Below are 1,001 nucleotides of genomic sequence, written 5' to 3' on the forward strand. Positions count from 1 at the left end.
TGACGACCCGCTCCGCTTGCTCACGTTGCGAGGTTGTCTGGCGTGCGTGTAGTCAGTCCGCCGCGAGCCCTCGGAAGGACATCTGTTGGCAGCCTCGCGCAACGCCTCCGCCGTACCCGCTGGTCCCCGTCGCGTCTCTTTTTCGCGCATCCAGGAGCCCCTCGAAGTTCCTGACCTTCTCGCTTTGCAGACCGAGTCGTTCGACTGGCTGCTGGGCAATGAGAAATGGAAGGCCCGGGTTGAGGCGGCTCGTCAGGCCGGGCGCAAGGACGTCCCGACCCAGTCGGGCCTCGAAGAGATCTTCGAAGAGATCAGTCCCATCGAGGACTTCTCGGGGACCATGTCCTTGTCGTTCCGTGATCACCGGTTCGAGCCGCCCAAGTACTCCGTAGATGAGTGCAAAGACAAGGACATGACCTTCTCCGCCCCGATGTTCGTCACGGCGGAGTTCATCAATAACACCACTGGCGAGATCAAGTCCCAGACGGTGTTCATGGGTGATTTCCCGCTCATGACGCCCAAGGGCACCTTCATCATCAACGGCACCGAGCGTGTCGTGGTCTCGCAGCTCGTCCGTTCGCCGGGCGTCTACTTCGAACGCAATGTCGACAAGACTTCCGACAAGGACTTGTACGGCTGCAGAGTCATCCCGTCGCGGGGTGCCTGGCTGGAGTTCGAGATCGACAAGCGTGACAGTGTCGGTGTCCGTATCGACCGTAAGCGCAAGCAGGCCGTCACCGTGCTTCTCAAGGCACTGGGCTGGACCAGCGAGGCGATCTTGGAGCGGTTCGGCCAGTACGAGTCGATGCGCGCCACGCTGGAGAAGGACCACACGGCCGGCCAGGACGACGCGCTGCTGGACATCTACCGCAAGCTGCGTCCGGGTGAGCCGCCGACCAAGGAGTCGGCGCAGACCCTGCTGGAGAACCTGTACTTCAACCCCAAGCGTTACGACCTGGCCAAGGTCGGTCGCTACAAGATCAACAAGAAGCTCGGGGTCG

1 pseudogene is annotated in these 1,001 nt (G+C 61.8%); it reads left to right on the forward strand.

Annotated features, from left to right (window positions below):
* Nucleotides 1-85: 85 nt before the first annotated feature.
* Nucleotides 86-1,001: pseudogene (locus LDL49_RS56450) on the forward strand (DNA-directed RNA polymerase subunit beta); the annotation flags it as partial.

Source organism: Nonomuraea aurantiaca (genome assembly GCF_020215705.1).
In the GTDB taxonomy this organism is placed as follows: domain Bacteria; phylum Actinomycetota; class Actinomycetes; order Streptosporangiales; family Streptosporangiaceae; genus Nonomuraea; species Nonomuraea aurantiaca.